This window comes from Aquamicrobium ahrensii, from assembly GCF_040545755.1.
In the GTDB taxonomy this organism is placed as follows: domain Bacteria; phylum Pseudomonadota; class Alphaproteobacteria; order Rhizobiales; family Rhizobiaceae; genus Mesorhizobium; species Mesorhizobium ahrensii.
The window spans coordinates 195,969-210,702 of sequence record NZ_JBEPMN010000001.1; the positions used below are offsets into that span (position 1 = coordinate 195,969).

Below are 14,734 nucleotides of genomic sequence, written 5' to 3' on the forward strand. Positions count from 1 at the left end.
GACTCAGCGCTTGCCCTTGGCCCGTTGCCAGATCTCCTCCATCTCGTCCAGCGTCGCGGCTTCCAGCGACTTGCCCTGTTCGTCAAGAGTTTGTTCTATGTAATGGAAACGATTGCGGAACTTGTCGTTCGTTCCGGCAAGCGCAGCTTCCGAATCAATACCGAGATGACGGCCAAGATTGACGAGAGCGAACAACACATCGCCGAATTCATCCTTGATCGGGACGGTCTCGCCTTTTGCCAGGGCTTCGCGCAATTCGTCGATCTCCTCCGCGATTTTGTCGAGGATCGGCGCCGCCTCGCCCCAGTCGAAGCCAACGCGGGCGGCTTTTTCCTGTAGCTTGAGCGCGCGCGTCAGCGCGGGCAAGGCAAGCGGCACGCTGTCCAGAAAGCCTTTGCCGCCATTCTCGGGGTGGAGGCCTCGTGCGAGCCGCGCCGCCCGCATTTCCGCCTTCTCCTCGGCTTTGATCTTCTCCCACATGCCCTTCGCCATGCCGGCGCTGCGAGCCCGGTCGTCGCCGAAGACATGGGGGTGGCGGCGGATCATCTTGGTGGTGATCGCCTCCACCACATCGGGGAATGCGAATTCCCCTTCTTCCTCGGCCATGCGGGCGTGGTAGACGACCTGCAACAGGAGATCTCCAAGCTCTTCACGCAAATTGTCGAAATCGCCGCGCTGGATCGCATCGGCCACCTCATAGGCTTCCTCGATCGTGTAGGGCGCTATGGTTGAGAAGGTCTGCTCGACGTCCCAGGGGCAGCCACCGACTGGCGCGCGCAACGCCGCCATGATCTCGATGAGGCGCGAAATATCCCGCGACGGCGTCAGTGAGGGGATCGCCTTGCCATTATCCAGTTTGCGGGCGAAGTAGCGCACGGTCTTGGCGCCGCCATGAATTTCAGCCGTGCCGACCTCCCGGAAGCCCAGCCGCTCATGAAAAGCGTCCGATGCGGGGTTTGGCGGATCGGCATTCACCTCGCAGACAATGGTGTCGTAGCCGGCCTCGGCGGCCCGCTCGAACAGTTCCTCATACAGGCGTCGGGCATGACCGCGCCCGCGAGCCTTTTCATCCACGACAACACGGTCGATATAGACGAAGCGCGGATAAAGCTGGCGAAACCAGAGAAAGTTCGGGCTGTCATAATCGGCGTCCTGATCGAAGGTTATCAGAAAGGCTTCCGATTTTCCGATATGACGCGCATGGAATGCCTGCCCGAGAAGAAATGACAGACGCTCCGGCTCCAGCCAGGAAAGCTCCTGCGCATGCAGATTGTTCAGCTTCAGGATGGCCGCTTCGTCTTTTTCTGATACGGCTTCGATAGGCGGCAGCGGCTGACTGGACACGATATTATCCTTCTGGAAAAAGCGCCCCACGGTTAGCACCGCAATACGTGCGGCAAAAGGGTGTTCCGACTGTGAAACAGGCCCGGAATTCGAGATTGATGCTCGCGCGGTGCTGTGGCGTGGAATCTGGATGGGAGGCCGGGTCGCTCACGTGGGGCAGTTCAACCCGGCCATTTCCTCCGCGCCTTACCCCCTGAGACAGGAAGCGGGTCCACTGCTGCCGAGACTGTAGGCTCAATACTGAGGGGTGGATACCCTGCGCGTCGCTTTGCGTTTCCAGCGAGGTCAGCGCGCGCCCGCAGCGGTCCATTGGCTTGCCCCATTAATGCGGTCGAGGAAATGGCTTTCGAATGACAAGACGATGGAAGCCGAAGCCGAACGTCTGTGTCGGGACCAACTCACGCCGTGGCTGTGGAGCGGTGCAACGCTGGCCAGCAAAATTTGCTTTTAACGCTTCGCACCTATAAAGAACTTTCCAATCTCACAAAATGATTGGAAAGTATCATGAAGGTCGATCGGTTCGCCTCCAACGATCTTGCAAAGGAATTTGCAAAAACACTCGAAGAAAAAGGGATATCGGCAAAAATTTTTCGACACGCCAGGGGCAAGCGGGACGCAGAGCCGTTTGTTGTGGTTCAGGAAACTTCATCCTGAAGGCTGCAATAATATAAGAAACTGCTTGCTATAATTTTAAAATACGTGCATAAGATCGACATCAGCCGCTGGTCGGCAGGGAACGCTGGTCGGGATACGATGTTGGGTTTCCCCGTAAGGCAGCTGTATTTGCCCTGATTGATGACGTGTCGACCATGAAGGTACCGGCGATGCATTTGTCTCAGGATTGAAGGGAAGCGGGCGTCATGGCCCGCTTTTTTCATTTGGGGCCTCATCGCCTCGGCCCGCCTCGAGATCATTTGCAGTTCTCCGTGATCCGATACGTGGTCTGCCGGCTGGCGGAATATATGTCATGCGCGATTTCGTAGATCGACAAGCGTACAGCATCGAACGCGGCCAAGGCCCGACGATTCCGACTGTGACGCCAGGCCAAGTTGTTTCAGGGCTTCGGCTTCGATCAGGAACGGTGCTGAAACCATTCCGTCGTAGCGGATAAGCGCAAGCCGTGATTGCTCTCGTCAAAGCTGCGGTTTCTATTCGGAAATTCAAGGCCCATGAGATGGCTCCTCATAGCTAGAGCATCTTCAGCAAGAGTTTAAATCGGTTTTACGCTCGAAAATCCGGCTGAAACAATGAGATAGCGCGGTTTTGCCGATTCAATGAAGCCAGAATCGCTCTAGAATCCGGAACTCGGGCTTCGGAAATTGCTGCTTTCAATATCGATGATGAAGCCGCAGTTCGGGCATTCCAGTTGGGTATGTTTTCTGACCCAGCCGACCCGCTGCTTCGCCTCATACCCGCACGCAGAACAGATTACGCCAATCTCGACATTTTCGGATGGGCTGTCCTTTCCCATGGGCTGCCGCCACTCCTCAACGGGCTCAGGGCTGTGTTTTTCAGTATGTTCCGGTTGAGAGCCGGATTCCTGGTTCGTTTAGCCTGGCCGCACGCTCAGCCGGTGGTGCGCCATGTTCAGATCAGCCGGTTGCGCTCTTTGGTTTCGTGGGCGCGCCGTCGGGTTCCGACTGTATCGTTGACGATACGCCGTCTGGTTTCCCGGCGTTCTTTCCTGCTTTCCTGCTTGCGGTAGCGCTGTTCGCTTCCCGCGACGCCATGCCCGGGCAGGTGGGAAATGATAGCGATATCGACTTCGAACCCTCTGGTGGCGGTCTGCCGAAGCAAAGCCCGCTGCAATTCAGAATCGGTGATATCCAGGCCGGGAAACATGTTGCGAATGGCTTTCAGCGCCTCGCTGTTTGCAAAGGGATACGTCCCGGTTTGAAAGGCTTTCAGAAACTTTTCGATTGCGACATTCACGTCGTGGGGTGAAGTGACTGCCAGATGAATATTGGTCATTGGTCCTCCTTCGTGGAAGCGAGGAGCCTCCGCGAGAGAGGCTTCATGCTCGCGCCCATCCGTATGTAGCGACAACAATGCAAAGTCGATTTTGGCTTGGCCGTTTTGGGCTCTGTGGCTTGCTCAAATGTAGCATGGCCGCGACTGGTTGCTTGGCATAAGCGGATTATGCATCTTGTAGCGCCAGAGCTTATACGCTCTCTGAATAATTACAATGTGGCCTGTGGTATATTGGGCGAAAACAGGCCATTTCCCTTGTAAAGCAGAGGGAATCAAATTGTTTTCACGGGGCCTTGCCATGAACACAATTGCAATGTAGTAATTGTCCCATCGATCTTGCTGACGAACTTTGTTTCCGCGCTTCGGCGTTCTGACGATCTTCCCCTCTCAATTTCGAAAGACTACGGCGTTTGGCATGCGGCCAGACGGCGACAATCTATGCCGATTTGAAAGGAAATCGCCATGAGCACTGGAACGGTCAAGTTCTTCAATTCCACCAAGGGTTACGGCTTCATCGCTCCCGATGACGGCAGCACGGACGTGTTTGTCCATATCTCGGCCGTCGAGCGCGCCGGCATGCATACCATCGCCGAAGGCCAGAAGCTCAGCTTCGACATCGTGAAGGATAGCCGCAACGGCAAGAGCGCCGCTGAGAACCTTCAGGCTGCCTGAGGAAAATCCGTCTCTGGCTTTTGACCACGGATGTACTGGCACGGGCCATCGAGACGGGCAGGAGAAGGTCGGGAATTTCCCGGCCTTTTTCGTTATGTGAAGGAGCATAGGCATGGATCACAATGCGATCAACGCGGTTTTCAAGCCGAAACTGTCAAAAATGGAAACCAAGGCGGATATATCAGCGCGGGTCGCCCGCGAAATCATGGACACTGAAGTCGCCCGGCGAAACGCGAAGACAGCGCGCCTGAAGGCCGCCCGTCTTGAAAAAGAGGCGGAAGCCGTCGCGACCGAGGCAGATACTGTCACTGTGGCGAACCGAAAGAAAGCTCCTCGAAAATCTTGAGAGCAAGAGACGGTCGGGCCGAACCAACATCATACCAGATCAGCTTCCATGAGTTATGAGGGCCTGGCCGCAGACCAATGCGAGCGCTATGTCCGCCTTGTCTGATCCCGGTGGTGTCGCCCATCCTGATCTTTCAATCACCACCCTGCGATCGTAGCCGTTGGCAGCTTTTAGCTCTGCGATAAGTTCCGCCGATCTCGGATCCGCTCGTGCCCGCTCAAGGCAGTATGGCGTGAGACGGTCGGTGACGGCGGCGCTGGTCGCGTCATAAGCCATCCGGCGCGCAGTGCTGCCGCTTACCCAGCCTCCCCAGTTGAAGCCGATGAGGACCAGTGCAACAGCTCCGGTTCCCGCGCCCAGAAGGGCAGGGGACAGCCATGTGGGGATATGCATGAAGAAGGTGTCCGATCAGAAGTGGCAAGCGCGCCCGATTGCGTGCGAGGCTGAACATCCTATCATGCGAATGGTGAAGCGGGACATAAACGGTCGTGCATTCCGATTGTCCTCGCGCCGCATGCTGACTGTGATAGATTGCAGGATCGGCAGCTTTGTTCAGGGCGTTGCCGATTGAGGGCGGCATATATGCCTTCGCCCCAAAACCGAAGGAGGACGCTATGTCTTCCGTCTTGCTTGAAAAGTCGACATGTCGGGTCGCAGCTGGTCGGCCACCGGAGGTGGTGGCATGAAATATCTATCCAGACTGAACGCCGAGCCGACTGGCTGGCTGCTTGTCCTGTTGGTTGGCGGAGTAGTTGGAATGCTGCTTTACTTGGTGTTTAGCAGCATCACGTTCTAAGCCGCTGCTACGAATGATCCGGGATTTGATGAGCAACATTGTTACCCTGCATGGCGACAAGCGCTGGAAGGCGGTGATCGAGTATCGCACCGATGAAGGGCCAATGAGCGTTGAGCACTATTTCGAGGAGATATCGGATCTTCATCCTGTCATCGAACACGGACCGGACTGGAATTTTCTCATCCGCTGCACGATCACCTTGAACCGCTCAGACAATGGCGAGGAACAGAACAGCGTCGAGAAGGCTCTGCGCGAAGAACGAACCCGGTAGCGCCCGTCTGCAAGCTATCACGATCCAAAAAGAACGGAATATATCACAAAAGCTACTGTGATCGTCGTAATGATAATGCCGATCAAGAGCCCGATATTATTGCCATGTTGTCGTGAAGGCGTGATTTTCTTTAGCATGTTTATCTGTCCGGTGTTTCCAAGGCATGCTTTCAGTCCCGTATGGTTCATCGACAAATAATCCTCCAGCTCGGCTGCCTCCGTTACGTGAGGGCTAACCCTCCAAACGCGCACTTGCCGGGTCGCGGCCTCGCCAGACGCCAAATATTCCATCTCTCGCAGGGGCATGCCGGCGCGATTCCTGCTAGATTAGACGGTTGCGTTCTTTGTCTTCCTTTACACGCCTTCTGGCGCCGACCGTATCATCCACCACCATGCGGCGTGCGCGGCGTCGTTCTTGCCGGCTTTCGTGCTTTTGGTGGAATGCGCCGCCTTCATCCTCCCAGGTATCCAGGGATTGCCGCCGGCGCTTTCTTGTTTCTTCAGTTACACCAACGTCAAACCCCGCCACGGACGCTTCGCTGATCAGACCGTCGATAAGATCTGCATCGTCGATTATGAGATCAGGAAAGATGTTACGGATCGCCTCAAGCGCCTCTTCTGTCGCAAAAGGTCGGGCTTCATTTTGGCATGCCTTCAGGAAGGAGCTTATTGCGGCCCGCACATCAGCGGGCAGGTCGTGATGGGTTCGAGCTACATTCATTACTAGCCTCCTTTCGAGCAGGCACGGTCTGTTTCCACGCGAGATAAGAGCGGCTTCCTGTTCAAAACGGCAATGGAGTTCCAAGCGGCATCACAGTGCGCCGGTTCCGGTAATCCCGCCTTCTGCGTCGTGGCGGGAAGTTGAGCCGTTAAGAGCATCTCCGAGACGAAGATGACGTTTCAGCGCAATGCGCAGTCTCATTTCGCTCGATGTGCCCTGCTCGATACGACGAACAAGAAAGCGCGCTGCTGATGCTTCCCCATCAAAGCCACGAAACTTTCCCAAGTCCCGCATCTCATCGAGAAGCCGTCCAATCAGGTTCATGTCTTGCGAAGTAAGGTAGGTGGAAGACATAAAGTCCTCCTTCCCCAGCTGGGGCCAGGGCTTGATGCTCACCCTTAGTTGGCAACGCCCGTATCAGAAGCTGCCAATACAGAAACCATACGCTTTTCAGGCAGGGATAGCAATCGAACGATCCCCACGCCAGCGGGGGATGCTGGCGCCGGTTGGCTTCCAAGCCGGGCTTCTCAAAGACAGGGGAGATGTCGGCTCCAGAAGTCGCTTCCCTACCTTTCTCCCGAATTCTTCATGCCCTGCTGGACAATCTTGCCGTCGCGCCTGAGGAGAATTTGCGCTAGACAGCCCTAAATCCCATCTTTGCGATTGCGTAGAATGCGGACAGCTTTGCAGGTCGGAAATTGACGAAAAATCTAAAAAGAAATAATAATTACAAAAGATTCAAGGTCTCCGTCGCCCCGATGATGGACTGGACGGACAGGCATTGTCGGTTCTTTCACAGGCAACTTTCGCACAAAACGCTACTATACACGGAGATGGTGGTCGCCGATGCCGTCATCCATGGCGCACGTGAAAAGCTGCTGGGTTTTGATAACACTCAGCATCCCGTTGCATTGCAACTTGGCGGTTCGGATCCGCGCAAGCTGGCGGAGGCGGCGCGCATTGGTTCCGATTTCGGTTATGACGAGATCAACCTGAACGTGGGATGTCCATCTGACCGGGTTCAGAGCGGCACATTCGGAGCTTGCCTCATGCTCACGCCGGAACTGGTGGCAGATTGCGTGGCGGCGATGAAGGCGGCAGTGGACGTTCCCGTGACCGTCAAATGCAGGATCGGCGTAGACGATCAGGATCCCGAAATCGCGCTCGATGATCTGTCGGACAAGGTCTTCGACGCCGGCGTTGATGCGCTTTGGGTTCACGCCCGTAAGGCTTGGCTGAAGGGCCTGAGCCCAAAAGAGAACCGTGATATTCCGCCGCTCGACTATGACCGGGTCTATCGACTGAAAGAAAGCAACCCCGATCGCTTCGTTGGGATCAATGGCGGCGTCCAGACCTTGAAAGAGGCGGAGGAGCATTTTCGCCATATGGACGGGGTGATGCTTGGGCGGGCAGCCTATCACACGCCAGGAATTCTGACCGACGTTGATCCGCTCCTTGAAGGCAAACCAGCAGAATCTTTCGATTTCACCGTGCTGATCGAAACAATGGCTGATTACGCCACGCGCCACATCGCGCATGGCGGCCGCCTCGGCCACGTCACACGTCATATGGTCGGGCTTTTCCACGGGCTGCCCGGCGCACGACGCTGGCGCCAGATACTGTCTACAGAGGCACCGAGGCCTGGCGCCGGTGCGCAGGTGCTGCGCGATGCCTTCGCTGCCGTCGATGTATCGGCATACGAGGACGCCTGATCAGAACTAGGCTCACTATCCGGATAGTTGGAGAGGTTGGCTGGGGAACCTGGATTCGAACCAGGACTAACGGAGTCAGAGTCCGTGGGTCTACCGTTAACCTATTCCCCAGCAGCTCATCGCTTTCGATGTTTGCACTGTAACTTGAGATCGGGTTCCTTCGATCCCGAACCCGGCGCATCGGTAGGGTGCGCCCGGCAAGTGGCTGCGTTTTAATCGCCGCATTGAATTAGTCAACCCCGCCTGTGACTTCAATCGGGGGATTGTGCACTCAAATGTCACTTCGGCGCAGTTGCGCGCGCTCGAACAGCAGCACCACACAAAGGCTGATGACAAAAGGCGCAATCAGATAGAACAGGCGGAACACAAGCAGCGCCGCCAGAACGTCGACGGCTTCAATGTCGGGCAGGCCGGCGAGAAACACCACCTCCAGCACCCCCAGCCCTCCAGGCGCATGAGATATCTGCGCGACGGAGAACGAAACGAGGAAGACGCCGAGCACCACGAGGAAACCCGGGTTTCCTGCCTCGGGCAGCGCAAAGTAGATAATCGCCCCGGCCGCGAACAGCTCCAGCGGCCCGATAATGAGCTGGCGGGCGACGATAGGCAGGCGCGGATAGTGAAGCTGGAAGGAGCCGATACGAAGCGGGCGCAGATGAAGCCAAGAGCCGAAAATATAGGCGGCCACGGGAACCAGCAGAATTATACCCGTTACGCTTGAAAATTCGCTGAAGCCGAAGCTTGAGAAGCGGCCGAGCAGCTCCGGCACCAGAATCAATACGATTGCGCCCACTGTTATCGTGGACAAAACGAAAGTGAACCAGCAGATGGCCACCAGAACGCCGACTTCCTGACCGGTAAGGCCCTTGGTGACATAGGCGCGATAGCGAATCACGGCTCCGGAAAAAACAGAGCCGCCGATGTTGTGGGACAGCGCATAGGTGGTGAAGGAGCACAGGGTCACAAACAGCCAGGATACGCGCTTGCCGATATGCAAAAGGGCGATGTGGTCGTATCCGGCAAGTGCGGCGTAAGCCACCACGGCACTAAGCGCGGACAGGGCCCACCGACTGGACGGAATCGCCGCCAGGCTGTCCCAGACATCGTCGAGAGATATGCCCCTTAACTCGTCAAGCAGAAGCCAGACGGAGAAGGCGACGGCCGCCAGCCCCACGGCCGGCCAGAAATAGCGTTTGAAGTTCATGCACGACCTGTCATGCGCGGCCATTGCCTCCATGAGAAATGGTCAAGGGACATGCGGTCGCCGGCCCCCCGGTGAATCCGAATTTCAGAAATGCCTTATGAATGTGGCCGCTTCAACCTTTCGCGGCTGATAAAATTCGCCGGACGGATTCTTTTATTGCTTTGCTCTTGGTGAAAGCGGATGCCGCTGCTAATCTTTCACCAACTCGATATGTGAGCGCTTGCAGCGTCCGGTTTGATTGGCTCGCGCGGCGCCGGAAGGAACGACTGTGAAAGACCGCGACGCCGGCGAAAAGACGCCGGAGGTTGTCGGCTCCAGGGATTCGGCTGCGCACCCAGGCGCGTCAGCAACCCTTGGTGGTGGCCGCCGCAAAGGTCCCCCGGCAGGCTTGCCCGTTACCGGGCAGGCTATGGATGCCGTACAGAGCGGAAAACCTCGCAAACGGCGCAAGAGACGTCGGGGCCGCAAGGTTTATGCACGCGACGGTCAGTCTGAACCTTCACCGCAGCAGCCGGAACCGCCTTCTTCTCCTCAGGAAAAGCCGCCCGCCGCTAGCCGCCAGGCTTCCGGGCGACAGGAAGGTGCGCGCAATGACAGGGCCCGACAATCGCTAAATGGCTTCGCGCTGCGCAAGGCTGCGGATAACCCTCCCATTTTCGCCGCGCTCGATCTTGGCACCAACAACTGCCGTCTGCTCGTGGCGATTCCTACCCGCTATGGCCAGTTCCGGGTGATCGACGCCTTTTCCCGCATCGTGCGGCTGGGAGAAGGGCTGTCAGCCAGTGGACGTCTGGCCGACAAGGCCATGGATCGGGCCGTGGAGGCGCTGAAGGTTTGCGGCGACAAGCTGCGCAGCCGCAATGTCAGGCGCGCCCGCCTCATCGCCACCGAGGCGTGCCGCTCAGCCGCGAATGGCGCTGAATTTCTGGAGCGGGTCGAACGCGAGGCCGGACTGAAGCTGGAAATCATAGACCGCCAGACCGAAGCGCGACTCGCCGTTTCCGGCTGCGGGTCGCTGGTCGACAGGGATACCAGAGGTGTCGTGCTGTTCGACATCGGCGGCGGATCGTCGGAGATCGCGTTGATAGATCTAAGCCGTGGCCGGCGCTCCCAGCGTCTCGCCAACCATATCGTGTCATGGACCTCGCTGCCGGTAGGTGTCGTTTCGCTGGCTGAACGGTTCGGGGGACGGAACGTCACGCAGGAATCGTTCACCGCCATGGTCGATGATGTGTCTGAGAGACTGACCGCTTTTGATGGAAGGGATCGGCTCGATCACGTGCTGGAAAGCCCAGGCTTCCACCTGTTGGGAACCTCGGGCACGGTCACCACTCTGGCCGGCGTGCATCTCGACCTTCCCCGTTACGATCGGCGGCGCGTGGATGGCCTGTGGATGGATCGCGGCAGTGTGGATCGCATGATCGAAAAGCTGCTGGGCTGGGATTTCCAGCACCGTGTCGCCAACCCATGCATAGGAGCCGACCGCGCCGATCTGGTGCTGGCGGGTTGTGCGATACTGGAGGCGATCCGCGCAGTTTGGCCCTCGCAGAGGCTGCGTGTGGCCGACAGAGGATTGCGCGAGGGCATATTGAGCGAACTGATGGCGGAGGAGGGCGTGTGGCGCGATTCCGGCCGTGCGGGGGCGAGACGATGACGACGAAAAAACCAGGTGCGGGTGCCTCCCGCGTGTTGCGCACGAAGATCAAGAAGAAAAGCGGGTTGAAGGAATCGTCGCGTCGCTGGCTCGAACGGCACATGAACGATCCCTATGTGCAGCGCTCCAAGGCTGAGGGCTATCGCTCACGCGCGGCTTACAAGCTGATCGAGGTCGACGACAAGTACAAGCTGCTGAAACCGGGCATGCGCGTCATCGATCTGGGGGCTGCCCCCGGCGGGTGGTGCCAGGTGGCGGCTGTGCGCGTGAAATCGAATGCGGATGCACCCAGCGTCGTCGGGATCGACTATCTGGAGATGGATGCGGTCCCCGGCGCTTCGATCCTGCAAATGGATTTTCTAGATGACGACGCACCCGCCAGACTGGTGGAGACGCTGGGCGGCGAACCTGATGTCGTGCTGTCGGATATGGCTGCGCCGACCACAGGGCACCGCCGCACCGATCATCTGCGCACCATGCATCTGTGTGAGGTCGCGGCCGATTTCGCCATGGCGGTTCTGCGGCCGGGCGGGCACTTTCTGGCCAAGACCTTTCAGGGCGGCACGGAAACCGGACTGCTGGATGCGCTGAAGAAGAATTTCCGCACGGTTCATCACGTCAAGCCACCAGCCTCGCGCGACGAGTCTGTGGAGCTTTATCTGCTGGCCAGAGACTTCAGGGGCAGGGCGGAACCGACGAAAAACGACTCATAAATCGCACATCGTTGCACGGTCCCGCTTTTCATGAGGCCGGAACCGTGTTACGAGCCACCGCCATTCCTGAAAGGGAAAAGACGAGTTGGCGCGGGCCATGCGGGTTCCGTGCCCTTTCACGTATCCGGGAACAGGCTATGGCAAAGATCATCGAAACGTCCACCGGCGCGTTGGCGCTAACCTTTGACGACGTGCTTTTGCAGCCGGGTCATTCAGAAGTGGTGCCGGGCGAAGTCGACATTTCCACACGAATTGCCGGCGATATCGATCTGAATTTGCCTATTATTTCCGCAGCCATGGATACGGTGACGGAATCCCGCCTGGCGATCGCCATGGCGCAGGCTGGCGGCATTGGCGTCATCCATCGCAACCTCACGCCGGTCGAGCAGGCCGAGCAGGTCCGGCAGGTCAAGAAGTTCGAGTCAGGCATGGTGATCAACCCCGTCACCATCGGCCCGGATGCGACGCTGGCCGATGCGCTGGCGCTGATGAACGCACACGGCATCTCCGGCATTCCGGTTGTCGAGAACGGCGGTACGGGTGGCCATACGTCAGGGCGGCTGGTCGGCATCGTCACCAATCGCGACGTGCGTTTCGCCTCCGACCCCGGCCAGCGCGTTTATGAGCTGATGACGCGCGAGAACCTCATCACGGTCAAGGAAAACGTCGATCATGACGAAGCCAAGCGGCTGCTTCATCAGAACCGCATCGAAAAACTGGTCGTGACCGACGCCAAGGGCATTTGCGTCGGGCTCATCACGGTCAAGGATATTGAAAAATCACAGCTCAATCCCAACGCGTCGAAGGATGCGCAGGGTCGTCTGCGCGTGGCCGCCGCGACCAGCGTCGGCGACGACGGTTTCGAGCGCGCCGAGCGCCTGATCGACGCCGGTGTCGATCTGCTGGTGATCGACACCGCCCACGGCCATTCCCAGCGCGTGCTGGACGCCGTGATACGGGCCAAGAAGCTCTCCAACGAAGTGCGCATCATGGCGGGCAACGTCGCCACCGCCGATGGCACACGGGCGCTCATCGACGCGGGCGCGGATGCGGTGAAGGTCGGTATCGGGCCGGGCTCGATCTGCACCACGCGAATCGTGGCGGGCGTCGGTGTGCCGCAGCTTTCCGCCATCATGGCCGCCGTCGAGGTCGGGCAGAAGGCCGGCATCTCGATCATCGCCGATGGCGGCATCAAATTCTCGGGCGATCTTGCCAAGGCGCTGGCCGCCGGCGCGACCGCCGTCATGGTCGGTTCGCTTCTCGCCGGCACCGAGGAAAGTCCCGGCGAGGTCTATCTGCATCAGGGGCGCTCCTTCAAGGCCTACCGGGGCATGGGCTCTGTCGGCGCCATGGCCCGAGGCTCGGCCGACCGATACTTCCAGGCCGAGGTGCGCGATACGCTGAAGCTGGTGCCTGAGGGCATTGAGGGACAGGTGCCCTACAAGGGGCCGGTTGCGGGCGTGCTGCATCAACTCGCGGGCGGGCTGAAAGCCTCGATGGGCTATGTCGGCGGCCGCGATCTTGCCGAATTCCGCGATCGCGCTACCTTCGTGCGCATCTCGAATGCCGGCCTGCGCGAAAGCCACGCCCACAACGTGACCATCACCCGCGAGAGCCCGAACTATCCGGGCGCGGTGTAAGGCATAGCCAGTCGCGGTCGGCGATCATGGAGGAGACGGCATGAACCCGACCGCGATCCTGTGGCCGATGGTGGCGCATTTCGTGCTTGTGGCCGCGCTCTACGCGCTGCTGGGCCTGCGCCGCCGGCAAGCGATGCTATCCGGCAAGGTTCGGCCTGACCAATGGAAGCTGCGCTCCGGGGGCGAGCCGGAAATCAGCGCCACGGTCTCGAACAACGTCATGAATCAGTTCGAGCTGCCGGTACTGTTCCATGCAGTCTGTCTGGCGCTCTATGTCACAGCCGGCGCATCGTTCATTGCGGCGGTACTGGCGTGGCTGTTCGTGGCGCTACGCTATGTGCATGCTTTCGAGCATGTCACCCGCAACCGCCCGCCGCTTCGGGGCATGATTTTCGGCGGCGGGTTTCTGGTGCTGGTGCTGCTGTGGGGCTGGTTCGCCCTGCATCTGGCCGGGGCAGCCTGAGAAAACTCAGGCTCCCGGGAACTCAGCGTCCACTTCGAACAGCGCGATCCGCCGCTTCTCGAACTTGATGGCGAGCTCGCCGCGAACCAGGCTCAGCGCCTTCTCCCCGAACACGGCCCGCCGCCACCCGTGCAGGGCCGGAACGTCCGCCTTGTCGCCTTCCTGTGCGATGCGGTCGATATCGTCGCTCGACGCCAGCACCTTGGCGGCGACGCCTTCCTTTTCCGCCACAATGCGCAACAGCACCTTGAGAAGTTCGGCCGCCGCATTCGATCCTTCGGGGGGCTGGTGCGGCCGGGGCAGCCGGGGCAGATCGTCCTTGGGAATGGAGAGAGCCCCATTCACGGCTTCGAGAAGCGCGGCGGCGGTCGAGGACCGCTCCCAACCCTTGGGAATGCTGCGCAGACGGCCCAGAGCATCTGCGTCGCGCGGCGCCTGCTGGGCGATTTCGTAGATCGCATCGTCCTTGATGATACGCCCGCGTGGCACGTCGCGTTCCCGCGCCTCGCGTTCGCGCCATGCGGCGACTGCTTTAAGGACCGCCAGTTCCTGCGGCTTGCGCACGCGCATCTTGAGGCGCTTCCAGGCGTCGTCCGGGTGCGGATCGTAGGTTGCGCGGGACGTCAGCACCTGCATTTCCTCGTTGAGCCAGTGGGCGCGACCCTCGCGCTCCAGTTCGGCCATCAGATGCTTGTAGACGTCGATGAGGTGGGTGACGTCGGCCAGCGCATATTCGAGCTGGCGCTCGGACAGCGGCCGGTAGCGCCAGTCGGTGAAGCGCGACGACTTGTCGAGGCGAACGCCAGTCACCTTCTGAACGAGCTGGTCGTAAGAAACGGCGTCGCCGAAGCCGCACACCATGGCGGCGACCTGCGTATCGAAGATCGGATGCGGCACCAGATCGCCAAGGTGCACGATGATCTCGATGTCCTGCCGTGCGGCATGAAAAACCTTGACCACCTTTTCATTGGCCATGAGCCGGAAGAAAGGCTTGAGGTCGATTCCCGGCGCCAACGGATCGACCAGCGCGGTGAAATCGGGCGTCGCCATCTGGATGAGGCACAACACCGGCCAGAAGGTGGTTTCGCGTATGAACTCCGTATCGACGGTAACGAAGTCCGATTGCTCGAGTGTTTCTATGGCGCTCTCGAGTTCGCCCTGTGTGGTAATGAGGTTCATCAAATCGCTTTTCGGACCAAACTTGTTTCTCAATTCCAGCCGTTGCCGG

Annotated in this window: 15 protein-coding genes, 1 tRNA gene and 1 pseudogene; 9 read left to right on the forward strand and 8 right to left on the reverse strand. The window is 59.0% G+C overall.

The annotated features are described in order from the left end of the window. Positions 1 to 3: 3 nt before the first annotated feature. Both mazG and ABID44_RS01015 read right to left on the reverse strand, forming a co-directional pair. The gene (gene mazG / locus ABID44_RS01010) at positions 4 to 828 is read right to left on the reverse strand and encodes a nucleoside triphosphate pyrophosphohydrolase (RefSeq protein ID WP_354150178.1); all 825 of its coding nucleotides are present in this window, start codon (positions 826 to 828) and stop codon (positions 4 to 6) included. A gap of 57 nt (positions 829 to 885) precedes the next feature. Next, positions 886 to 1,383: pseudogene (locus ABID44_RS01015) on the reverse strand (GNAT family N-acetyltransferase); the annotation flags it as partial. A 465-nt stretch (positions 1,384 to 1,848) separates the two neighbouring features. On the opposite strand from ABID44_RS01015, the gene ABID44_RS01020 reads away from it, so the two are divergent. Continuing rightward, positions 1,849 to 1,998 carry a hypothetical protein gene (locus ABID44_RS01020; protein ID WP_354149821.1) on the forward strand — a complete coding sequence of 50 codons (150 nt, stop codon included), beginning with the start codon at positions 1,849 to 1,851 and terminating at the stop codon, positions 1,996 to 1,998. 933 nt (positions 1,999 to 2,931) lie between these two features. Here the strand turns inward: ABID44_RS01020 and ABID44_RS01025 are convergent. Further along, positions 2,932 to 3,315, reverse strand: a complete 384-nt coding sequence (locus ABID44_RS01025) for a hypothetical protein (protein WP_354149822.1) — start codon at positions 3,313 to 3,315, stop codon at positions 2,932 to 2,934. A 462-nt stretch (positions 3,316 to 3,777) separates the two neighbouring features. On the opposite strand from ABID44_RS01025, the gene ABID44_RS01030 reads away from it, so the two are divergent. From ABID44_RS01030 to ABID44_RS01040, 3 genes are all read left to right on the forward strand, one after another. After that, the gene (locus ABID44_RS01030) at positions 3,778 to 3,987 is read left to right on the forward strand and encodes a cold-shock protein (protein WP_354149823.1); all 210 of its coding nucleotides are present in this window, start codon (positions 3,778 to 3,780) and stop codon (positions 3,985 to 3,987) included. A gap of 112 nt (positions 3,988 to 4,099) precedes the next feature. Beyond that, positions 4,100 to 4,333 carry a hypothetical protein gene (locus tag ABID44_RS01035; protein ID WP_354149824.1) on the forward strand — a complete coding sequence of 78 codons (234 nt, stop codon included), beginning with the start codon at positions 4,100 to 4,102 and terminating at the stop codon, positions 4,331 to 4,333. A gap of 824 nt (positions 4,334 to 5,157) precedes the next feature. Continuing rightward, positions 5,158 to 5,400 carry a hypothetical protein gene (locus ABID44_RS01040; protein ID WP_354149825.1) on the forward strand — a complete coding sequence of 81 codons (243 nt, stop codon included), beginning with the start codon at positions 5,158 to 5,160 and terminating at the stop codon, positions 5,398 to 5,400. 321 nt (positions 5,401 to 5,721) lie between these two features. On the opposite strand, the gene ABID44_RS01045 is transcribed toward ABID44_RS01040, so the two are convergent. Both ABID44_RS01045 and ABID44_RS01050 read right to left on the reverse strand, forming a co-directional pair. Next, positions 5,722 to 6,120 carry a hypothetical protein gene (locus ABID44_RS01045; RefSeq protein ID WP_354149826.1) on the reverse strand — a complete coding sequence of 133 codons (399 nt, stop codon included), beginning with the start codon at positions 6,118 to 6,120 and terminating at the stop codon, positions 5,722 to 5,724. 90 nt (positions 6,121 to 6,210) lie between these two features. Further along, a complete protein-coding gene (locus ABID44_RS01050; RefSeq protein ID WP_354149827.1) occupies positions 6,211 to 6,474 on the reverse strand; it encodes a hypothetical protein in 264 nt (87 codons plus the stop codon). A 344-nt stretch (positions 6,475 to 6,818) separates the two neighbouring features. On the opposite strand from ABID44_RS01050, the gene dusA reads away from it, so the two are divergent. Further along, on the forward strand, positions 6,819 to 7,832 hold the full coding sequence (dusA, locus tag ABID44_RS01055; protein WP_354149828.1) for a tRNA dihydrouridine(20/20a) synthase DusA: 1,014 nt from the start codon (positions 6,819 to 6,821) through the stop codon (positions 7,830 to 7,832). A gap of 37 nt (positions 7,833 to 7,869) precedes the next feature. On the opposite strand, the gene ABID44_RS01060 is transcribed toward dusA, so the two are convergent. Both ABID44_RS01060 and ABID44_RS01065 read right to left on the reverse strand, forming a co-directional pair. Continuing rightward, positions 7,870 to 7,943 (reverse strand) — tRNA-Gln (locus tag ABID44_RS01060). 160 nt (positions 7,944 to 8,103) lie between these two features. Further along, positions 8,104 to 9,036, reverse strand: coding sequence for a putative bifunctional lysylphosphatidylglycerol flippase/synthetase (locus ABID44_RS01065; RefSeq protein ID WP_354149829.1), 933 nt, complete (start codon positions 9,034 to 9,036; stop codon positions 8,104 to 8,106). Positions 9,037 to 9,274: 238 nt separating this feature from the next. Here ABID44_RS01065 and ABID44_RS01070 point away from each other — a divergent pair, with 238 nt between their 5' ends. The 4 genes from ABID44_RS01070 to ABID44_RS01085 all read left to right on the forward strand — a co-directional run bounded on the left by ABID44_RS01070 (position 9,275) and on the right by ABID44_RS01085 (position 13,506). Next, entirely contained in the window at positions 9,275 to 10,690 is a 1,416-nt protein-coding gene (locus ABID44_RS01070; RefSeq protein ID WP_435521456.1) for a Ppx/GppA phosphatase family protein, read from the forward strand. Beyond that, the gene (locus ABID44_RS01075) at positions 10,687 to 11,403 is read left to right on the forward strand and encodes an RlmE family RNA methyltransferase (protein WP_354149831.1); all 717 of its coding nucleotides are present in this window, start codon (positions 10,687 to 10,689) and stop codon (positions 11,401 to 11,403) included. The genes ABID44_RS01070 and ABID44_RS01075 overlap by 4 nt, the downstream gene beginning before the upstream one ends. Before the next feature lie 137 nt (positions 11,404 to 11,540). Continuing rightward, positions 11,541 to 13,043: an IMP dehydrogenase gene (gene guaB, locus ABID44_RS01080; protein ID WP_354149832.1), complete on the forward strand. Its 1,503-nt coding sequence runs from the start codon at positions 11,541 to 11,543 to the stop codon at positions 13,041 to 13,043. 40 nt (positions 13,044 to 13,083) lie between these two features. Continuing rightward, on the forward strand, positions 13,084 to 13,506 hold the full coding sequence (locus ABID44_RS01085; protein WP_354149833.1) for an MAPEG family protein: 423 nt from the start codon (positions 13,084 to 13,086) through the stop codon (positions 13,504 to 13,506). A gap of 6 nt (positions 13,507 to 13,512) precedes the next feature. Here ABID44_RS01085 and rnd read toward each other — a convergent pair whose 3' ends face one another. After that, complete coding sequence (gene rnd, locus ABID44_RS01090) at positions 13,513 to 14,685, reverse strand: ribonuclease D (RefSeq protein ID WP_354149834.1); 1,173 nt, start codon at positions 14,683 to 14,685, stop codon at positions 13,513 to 13,515. Positions 14,686 to 14,734: the final 49 nt, after the last annotated feature.

Coding starts and splice junctions, on each gene's coding strand:
- ABID44_RS01085 (WP_354149833.1), top strand. CDS start 13,084: ATGAACCCGACCGCGATCCTGTGGCCGATGGTGGCGCATTTCGTGCTT.
- rnd (WP_354149834.1), bottom strand. CDS start 14,685: ATGAACCTCATTACCACACAGGGCGAACTCGAGAGCGCCATAGAAACA.
- ABID44_RS01050 (WP_354149827.1), bottom strand. CDS start 6,474: ATGTCTTCCACCTACCTTACTTCGCAAGACATGAACCTGATTGGACGG.
- guaB (WP_354149832.1), top strand. CDS start 11,541: ATGGCAAAGATCATCGAAACGTCCACCGGCGCGTTGGCGCTAACCTTT.
- ABID44_RS01045 (WP_354149826.1), bottom strand. CDS start 6,120: ATGAATGTAGCTCGAACCCATCACGACCTGCCCGCTGATGTGCGGGCC.
- ABID44_RS01040 (WP_354149825.1), top strand. CDS start 5,158: ATGAGCAACATTGTTACCCTGCATGGCGACAAGCGCTGGAAGGCGGTG.
- ABID44_RS01035 (WP_354149824.1), top strand. CDS start 4,100: ATGGATCACAATGCGATCAACGCGGTTTTCAAGCCGAAACTGTCAAAA.
- ABID44_RS01075 (WP_354149831.1), top strand. CDS start 10,687: ATGACGACGAAAAAACCAGGTGCGGGTGCCTCCCGCGTGTTGCGCACG.
- ABID44_RS01020 (WP_354149821.1), top strand. CDS start 1,849: ATGAAGGTCGATCGGTTCGCCTCCAACGATCTTGCAAAGGAATTTGCA.
- ABID44_RS01030 (WP_354149823.1), top strand. CDS start 3,778: ATGAGCACTGGAACGGTCAAGTTCTTCAATTCCACCAAGGGTTACGGC.
- ABID44_RS01025 (WP_354149822.1), bottom strand. CDS start 3,315: ATGACCAATATTCATCTGGCAGTCACTTCACCCCACGACGTGAATGTC.
- ABID44_RS01065 (WP_354149829.1), bottom strand. CDS start 9,036: ATGAACTTCAAACGCTATTTCTGGCCGGCCGTGGGGCTGGCGGCCGTC.